A 7,726-nucleotide genomic window follows, 5' to 3' on the forward strand; every position below is an offset into this window, starting at 1 on the left:
TTGATATGTTAAATTAAGAGGGTATTAAGAATTTTATTGCAATTCTAAGAAACTTTTAAGATGTTTGCGATGGCTAATTCAAATAAATAAATTTATGAAATCAAAAATTACGTGGTGCTTTGCGCTGGGTTTACTGTTTTTAACACAGCTTACCTTCGCTCAGCAAAAAACAATTACGGGTACAGTTACCGACGGTAAAAATTTGCCTCTCCCGGGGGTTAATATTGTTGTTCAGGGAACTAGTGTAGGGACTCAAACGGATTTTGATGGTAATTATTCCATCAGTGCCCAGCAAGGACAAACCTTGGTTTTTACTTATGTTGGTTTTGAAGAGCAACAAAAAGCAATAGGAGTTGCATCAACAGTAAATGTTGAGATGACTGCAGGAGAGGCTCTTGATGAAGTTGTGGTCGTTGCTTACGGTACCCAAACAAAGAAATCTTTGGTAGGGTCTGTAACTTCTTTAAGTGCAGAAAATTTAGAGAAACAACAATTAACTACGGTGACTGGGGCAATTCAAGGTACGGTTGCAGGGGTTAATGTAATTACTTCAGGGGGGCAACCTGGAAATAATCCTACGATTAGGATTAGGGGAATAGGTTCAATAAATGCAAGTGCTGACCCATTAATAGTTGTTGACGGTGTTCCTTTTAATGGTAATATCAATACCATTAGTGCAGATCAGATTGAATCGATGAACGTTTTAAAAGACGCTTCTTCAACCGCTTTATACGGTTCACGTGCGGCTAATGGTGTTATTTTAATAACCACTAAAAAAGGATCTTATAATAGTGCTCCAAAAATTACGTTAACAGCAGTTACCGGTTTTTCTTCTCCAGCGGTAGATTTACACGAAGTTATTGGTAATAATGATTTTATGCGCTATTCTTGGGAAGCTCAAAGAAATGCAAATCAATATGTATCCGGTCAAACTGCAGCATTAGCGGGTCAGAACGCATCAAATGAATTAATACCTCTTTTGGGCTATAATCCTTATAATGTTGCTCAACCTATTGATGCTAATGGTAATCTTGTTCCTGGCGCTAACTCGTTATGGCAAACCAATTGGCAAGATGCTATATTAAGAGATACTTCACTTCGTAATGAATACACTTTAGGTATCTCTGGTGGAGGGGACCGATCTAGATACTTCCTTTCAGCTAATTACTTGGACCAGCAAGGTTCGGTTAGAACATCAGATTTTAAGAGAATCACGACACGGCTTAACTTGGAATCAAAAGTTACTGATTGGTTAACTGTAGGATTGAATACTTCGCTTTCAAACTCAACTCAAAATGTGCCTATCCAATCAGGAAGTACTTTTGGAAGTTCAATACAATGGATTTACAGCACTTCTTCTATATATCCTTTATATCGTAGAGCTGAAGATGGTTCGCTTATAAGAGATAATTTTGGAAATCCTATTTATGATTATGGTTCTAATACAGGTCAGGATGTAAACGGAACAAGACCTTTGCTAGGTAATGAGAATGCTGCCGGAGCATTGTATAATAATGAAACACGCAATAAAAGAACTAATGTAATTGCAAATGGATTTGCGCAAGTAGATTTTACCGATTATTTATCTTTCAAAACTAATATTTCCTATGAGAATTATTTGAATGATGGGTTTGGTTATGATAATTATGCAGTGGGTGCAGCGGCAAGTGTTGGTGGTCGCGTAGATCAGGATAGAGATATAACAACAACCCTTAACATTAATAATGCTTTAAACTTTAATAAAAGGTTTGGAGATCACCAAGTAGGTGCTACTGCTTTATTTGAAACGTATCAATATAAGTTTGATGCTTTAGGAGCTCAAGGTACCGGTTATTTGCCTGGGGTTAAAGTTTTGAATGGTGCTACAACGCCTGAAGGTATTACAGGATATGTTAATGAGGAAAGAATAACATCCTATTTAGGTCGGTTATCTTACAGTTTTAAAGATAGATACTTTTTGGAAGGTTCTTTTCGTAGAGATGGTTCTACGCGCTTCTCAACAGATACACGATGGGGTAACTTTTATTCAATAGGTGGTTCTTGGGTAGTATCTGATGAGAATTTCTTGGCTAATAGTGATGTTTTAAGTTTGTTTAAATTGAGAGCTTCATACGGGGAGCTAGGGAATAATCAAGGTATAGGTTATTTTCCGTATTTGCAGTTGTTTGATACAGGATGGAACGAGCTTGATAATACAGGAGTGTTGCTAGGAGGTGTTACAGATCCTAGATTAACCTGGGAAACAACCGCGATTTTAGACTTGGGGGTTGATTTTGGTTTTTTCAAGAATAGAATTGAAGGTACAGTAGCTTATTTTACAAAAGAGGCGATAGATTTACTTTACGACCGACCCCTGCCAATATCTACAGGAAATAGCAGTATAACTACAAATACTGGATCTATTAAAAATTCAGGTGTTGAGGTGAATGTAACCGGGCATATTATCAGGACTGCAAATGTTCAATGGAGTGCAGGTGTTAATTTTGCATTTGTTAAAAATGAAATTACAGAGCTTACTCAGGATGGTTTTATCAACGGAACGAAGCGTTATGAGGTAGGGAAATCAATCTATGATTTCTACATACAGGAATGGGCCGGAGTTGACCCAGAGGATGGTTACGGAATGTGGTACATGGACGAGATGGATGCTGATGGTAATCCTACTGGAGAAAAAGTTACAACCAAAAATTATTCTGAAGCAGGACGTTATTATCAAGATTCAGCATTGCCAGACGTTACCGGTGGTTTTAATACCGATTTGAGAGTTGGTAATTTTGACTTTAGCGCCTTGTTTAATTTTGCTTTTGGAGGGACTTTTTACGATAGTTCTTACGCAAGTCTTATGGATGGGTTTTCAAGACCGGGATATCAGGCGTCTCCAAATATCAGTGCACGATGGCAGCAACCTGGAGATGTAACAGATGTGCCTTTATTGTTAAACGCCAATAATGATTTTAATGGTACTTCTACACGCTTTTTATATGATAATGATTTTGTGAGGTTACGAGCGCTAACACTGGGTTATACGTTGCCTTCATCGGTTGCAGAATCAATTTATGTTGATAAACTTAGGTTTTATCTACGTGGAGATAATTTATTTACTTGGCAGAGCCACACAGGTATTGATCCTGAACAAAATCTTGCAGGTACCACAGACAGTAGATCTTCAATACTTAAAACCGTAAGTCTTGGTGTAAATCTTAATTTTTAAAAAAAAAGAAATGAAAAATATAGTTAATTATAAAATGATACTTCTTGTGTTGCTATTGGCATTCACAAGTTGTGCGGACGATTTTCTAGAAGAGCCGGCTCCAACCGAAGGTGTTTCCGAAGATGTTGTTTTTGGTTCACGAGAAGGAGTGGAGGCTTATATATCGGGAATCAATAGAAGGGCAAGAGGGCAATTTACCTCTGTAGATGCTTCTGGTTTAAATTCTTTGTTTTTTGCTCGAACCATCAAAGGGAATGATCTTATTCATGGGAGCTCTTGGTGGAGTTTTGATTATGCGAATGATAATAGAGAACCTACTTATAGACGCACTGTGTTTAACTGGGAGTTTCCATATTTTATGATAAATCAAGCAAATACTTTGATTAACGGTATTGAGGATTCAGATCTTTCGGAGGTTGATAAACGTGAGTTATCCGGTCAAGGTCAGGCTTTAAGAGCTTTTTATTATTTTCAGTTGGCTATGGAGTATCAACATACGTATAGTTATGATAGCTCCTTACCAGCTCCACCAATTTATACTGAGCTTTCTCTGGAAGGTAATCCTATGTCAAGCTTAGAGGAATTGTATGCGTTTATAGTGGATGACCTAACGGAAGCAGTAGATAAATTGAGTTCGGATCGTTTGGGTAAATCTTATATCAACAAGCAAGTTGCCAGCGGGATTTTAGCTAATGTATACCTTGTTATGGGGAATTGGGCAGGTGCTGAGCGTGCAGCAAACCTTGCCTATGATGGTGATTTGGCAGGTTCTTTAGATCCATCTTCTTATGGGGACGGTTTTGCTGATATCAATAATCCTGAATGGTTATGGGGGAATCCACAAACAGGTGATCAAAGTGCTTACTATTATGTAGCGCCATCTGCATTTATGGATCCTATTACACCTGCTTACAACAATATTTTTGTCAATGAAAACTTTTATAATCTATTTTCTGAAACTGATGCTAGGAATACATTTAGGGTGAGCAGTACGTTGACTGACTATAGAAAAGTTACGAGTACAAAGTTTGTATTTGCATTTGATAGTGATATTGTGGTGATGAGAAAGCCAGAGATGATACTTGTAGAGGCTGAAGCAAAATTTAGACAGGGTGATGAAAATGGGGCTAGGACATTGTTGTATGCTTTGCAAAAAAACAGAGATCCAGAGGCTGTAGCTTCAAATAATACGGGTGTGGCTCTTGAGGAAGAGATATTGATAGAAAGAAGAAAAGAACTCTATGGTGAATGTGGTGTTGAATGGTTTGATGCAAAGCGTTTACAACGTGGAATGCCTAGAACTTCAAATCATCGTATTACACTTTCTAATAATCCTATTGTACCAAACGACAAGCGTTTTTTCTTAAAAATCCCGCTTACAGAGATTGATGCTAATGACAATATTGATCTATCTGTAAATGCAAATAGATAATTAGTTCATTTAAATTAAATGAAATTAAAACCACCCGCAACAGGGTGGTTTTTTTATGCTACAATTTTCACCTGTATCTTTACGTTTAAATACCCTATTTTTGGCACAAATTTCATTAATGCGAAATCTTCTAATATTTTTATTTTTCGGTTTACTGGTATTGCCGCTGCAAGCGCAAACTTTAAAGAGGCTTTCCTCAGGTACTGATACAACACGTGACACTACAAACACGCGTAACTCGGTAAGACCACCTAAACAAGAAAAGCAGGAGCGGCCACCTATAGATTTATACAAAATTATTTCGGTGGAGAATGATACTACGATAGTAGACACTTCTTTAACTATTAAAAAGCTTTATAAATACAATTATCTCAGAAAAGATAACTTTGATTTGTTGCCTTTTTCTAACGAGGGGCAAACGTATAATACATTGGTTCATGATTTTTCAGAAGAAGGGGTGAGGCCGGTTTTTGGTGCACGAGCAAGGCATTTCAATTATATGGAAGTTGAAGATATTTATTATTATAACGTTCCTACTCCCTTAACCGAGTTGTATTATAAAAGTGTTTTTTCGCAGGGCCAAAACTTGGATGCCTTTTTTACGATGAATAAGTCAGAGCGATTCAACTTTTCGATTGCTTATAAAGGATTGCGAAGTTTGGGTAAATATCAAAACATGCTTACCAGTACCGGTAATTTTAGGTTTGCATTTAATTATCAGTCTAAAAACGGCAGGTATGATTTGAAAGCACATTATGTAGCTCAAGACCTTTTAAATCAAGAAAACGGTGGTTTAACCGATCAGGCTTTAATAAACTTCGCCAGTAACGATTCTCAATTTAGCGATAGAGCCAGACTTTCGGTGAATTTTGAGGATGCGGAAAGTATATTAGATGGTCAGCGATTTTATATCAATCAGTGTTATGATCTGATTCCGCAAAATGATAGTATAAATAATAACCGAATTCAAGTGGGGCATATTCTTAACTACGAAGATAAGTTCTATGAATACCGCCAGAATTCGCCTGCAACAGGCTTATTTGGAGAATCATTTGTTACTTCTAATTTGACAGATCGTACAGATCTTAATGAATTTAATAATAAAGTGTTTGTTGAGTATTCTAATAATCTTTTAGGTACTCTAAATTTTCAGGTCAATCATACTTATTATAAGTACGGATACAATTCTGTACTGATTCAGGAGAATAGCAGGATCCCCAATCTCTTACAAGGTAATTTAATTGCGGCAGGAGCTTCTTATAAGAAGTATTATAAAGGTTTTCAGTTGAAAGGGCAGGCGCAGGCTAATGTGACAGGAGATTTTTCAGGTTTTGATTTTGATGCCGAAGCGAGTTATCAATTAAAAGATAAAGCGTTTTTCTCCGGAGGAATCCATATCAATTCCGGTGCTGCTAATTATAATCATTTATTGTATCAAAGCAGTTATGAGAATTATAATTGGTACAATGCTGAAGATTATAAGAATGTAAAAACGAGTTCGATTGATTTCAATATGAAATCATCAAAATGGCTAAATGCAGCTGCTAGTTTCGTGAACATTACAGATTATGCTTATTTCGCCCTGGATACAGATGGTTTTGTCAATTCATATCAGACAGGTGATAATGTGACGTATTTAAAAGTGAAAGTCAATAAAGACTTTCATTTTGGTAAGTTTGGTTTAGATAATACAGTTGCGTATCAAACGGTGAGTTCAGGTGGTTCTTATTTAAATGTCCCGGAAGTTGTTACGCGTAATACATTATATTATACAGACGAGTGGTTCAAGAGGTCTTTATTCGTTCAAACCGGTCTAAGGTTTAATTATTTTACAAAGTATGCGATGAATGCATATGATCCTGTGTTAGCAGAATTCTATGTTCAGAATGATCAGCAAATAGGTGAGTTCCCATTGTTAGATATATTCTTTAATATGAAAGTTCGTCAAACACGTATTTTCTTCATTGCTGAACATGTAAACTCTTTAGTGTCTCCTAATGAGTACTACAGTGCTCCGGGTTACCCTTATCGTGATTTCACATTGCGATTTGGATTGGTATGGAATTTCTTTTTGTAGATTTTACTGTTTTAGAAAGGATTCAGGTTTTCGTTCCTCTAAACCTTCTGATGTTTAAAAAGCATTTAAACACGTCGATGAATTCCTAAAGCATCTATTCTTGAGTTTTACCTAAATCTCATTTTGTGCATTTCATCGAGTAAAGTGTTTGTGAGACTTTGGTTTCCCTGTTTTTTATGGAAATTCTACCAGTGGTAGTCGCGTAAAACAAGTCCTTTTTAAGGATATATTATAAAACGTGTTAGTTGTAAGTCTTTGGTTTTAAGGTTTTGGGGAATAAATTTCAAATAAGTTCAAAAAATCCCTTGTCGGGTTAGTTATTGGTTCTATATTTGCGCCTCCAAAATCGGGTATAGCAAACGGTTTTACGTTCTTTGTTAAATAGATAAAATAAAGTTTTAGAAAAGCTTGTTGGTAATAGAAAAAGGATAGTATCTTTGCCCTCCGGTTTTTTAACAAGAAAAGCGGGTAAGTTCTTAGAAAAGTTGCTTGTAGAGAGGCTAAAAAAAACTTCAAATTTTATTTGTTTGATAAACAAAAAGAGTTGTATATTTGCAGCCGCTTTCACGGAGAGCAACGCACATTGAAAATGAGATGATTTGGTAATAAAATTAAGGTTCGATTCCTTAGCATCTATCAAGAAGTTTCTTCTTTAATAAGAGGGAAAGTTATTTGACATATTGAATTGACAACGCGTATTATTTAGAGATAGATAGTATTTGAATTAAAACTAGAACGACCATTTTGAGCTCTCTAAGGAGAGTGATTAAATTTCCTTATATCGTGGAATATTATAAAAGACACTACGATGAAGAGTTTGATCCTGGCTCAGGATGAACGCTAGCGGCAGGCCTAACACATGCAAGTCGAACGGTAACAGGGAAAAGCTTGCTTTTCTGCTGACGAGTGGCGCACGGGTGCGTAACGCGTATGCAATCTGCCTTGTACTGGAGTATAGCCCAGGGAAACTTGGATTAATCCTCCATAGTCTATTGATTTGGCATCA

3 protein-coding genes and 1 rRNA gene are annotated in these 7,726 nt (G+C 36.5%); all 4 read left to right on the plus strand.

Annotated elements, in window-relative coordinates; all coding sequences use genetic code 11:
• The first annotated feature begins 94 nt into the window (after positions 1 to 94).
• Positions 95 to 3,211, plus strand: coding sequence for a SusC/RagA family TonB-linked outer membrane protein (locus tag BUB91_RS16135; RefSeq protein ID WP_073100305.1), 3,117 nt, complete (start codon positions 95 to 97; stop codon positions 3,209 to 3,211).
• 10 nt (positions 3,212 to 3,221) lie between these two features.
• The gene (locus BUB91_RS16140; RefSeq protein WP_073100306.1) at positions 3,222 to 4,643 is read left to right on the plus strand and encodes a RagB/SusD family nutrient uptake outer membrane protein; all 1,422 of its coding nucleotides are present in this window, start codon (positions 3,222 to 3,224) and stop codon (positions 4,641 to 4,643) included.
• Positions 4,644 to 4,761: 118 nt separating this feature from the next.
• The gene (locus BUB91_RS16145; RefSeq protein WP_241652634.1) at positions 4,762 to 6,720 is read left to right on the plus strand and encodes a putative porin; all 1,959 of its coding nucleotides are present in this window, start codon (positions 4,762 to 4,764) and stop codon (positions 6,718 to 6,720) included.
• Between the two features lie 805 nt (positions 6,721 to 7,525).
• Positions 7,526 to 7,726 (plus strand): 16S ribosomal RNA (locus BUB91_RS16155); the annotation flags it as partial.

Source organism: Leeuwenhoekiella marinoflava DSM 3653 (assembly GCF_900129005.1).
In the GTDB taxonomy this organism is placed as follows: Bacteria; Bacteroidota; Bacteroidia; order Flavobacteriales; family Flavobacteriaceae; genus Leeuwenhoekiella; species Leeuwenhoekiella marinoflava.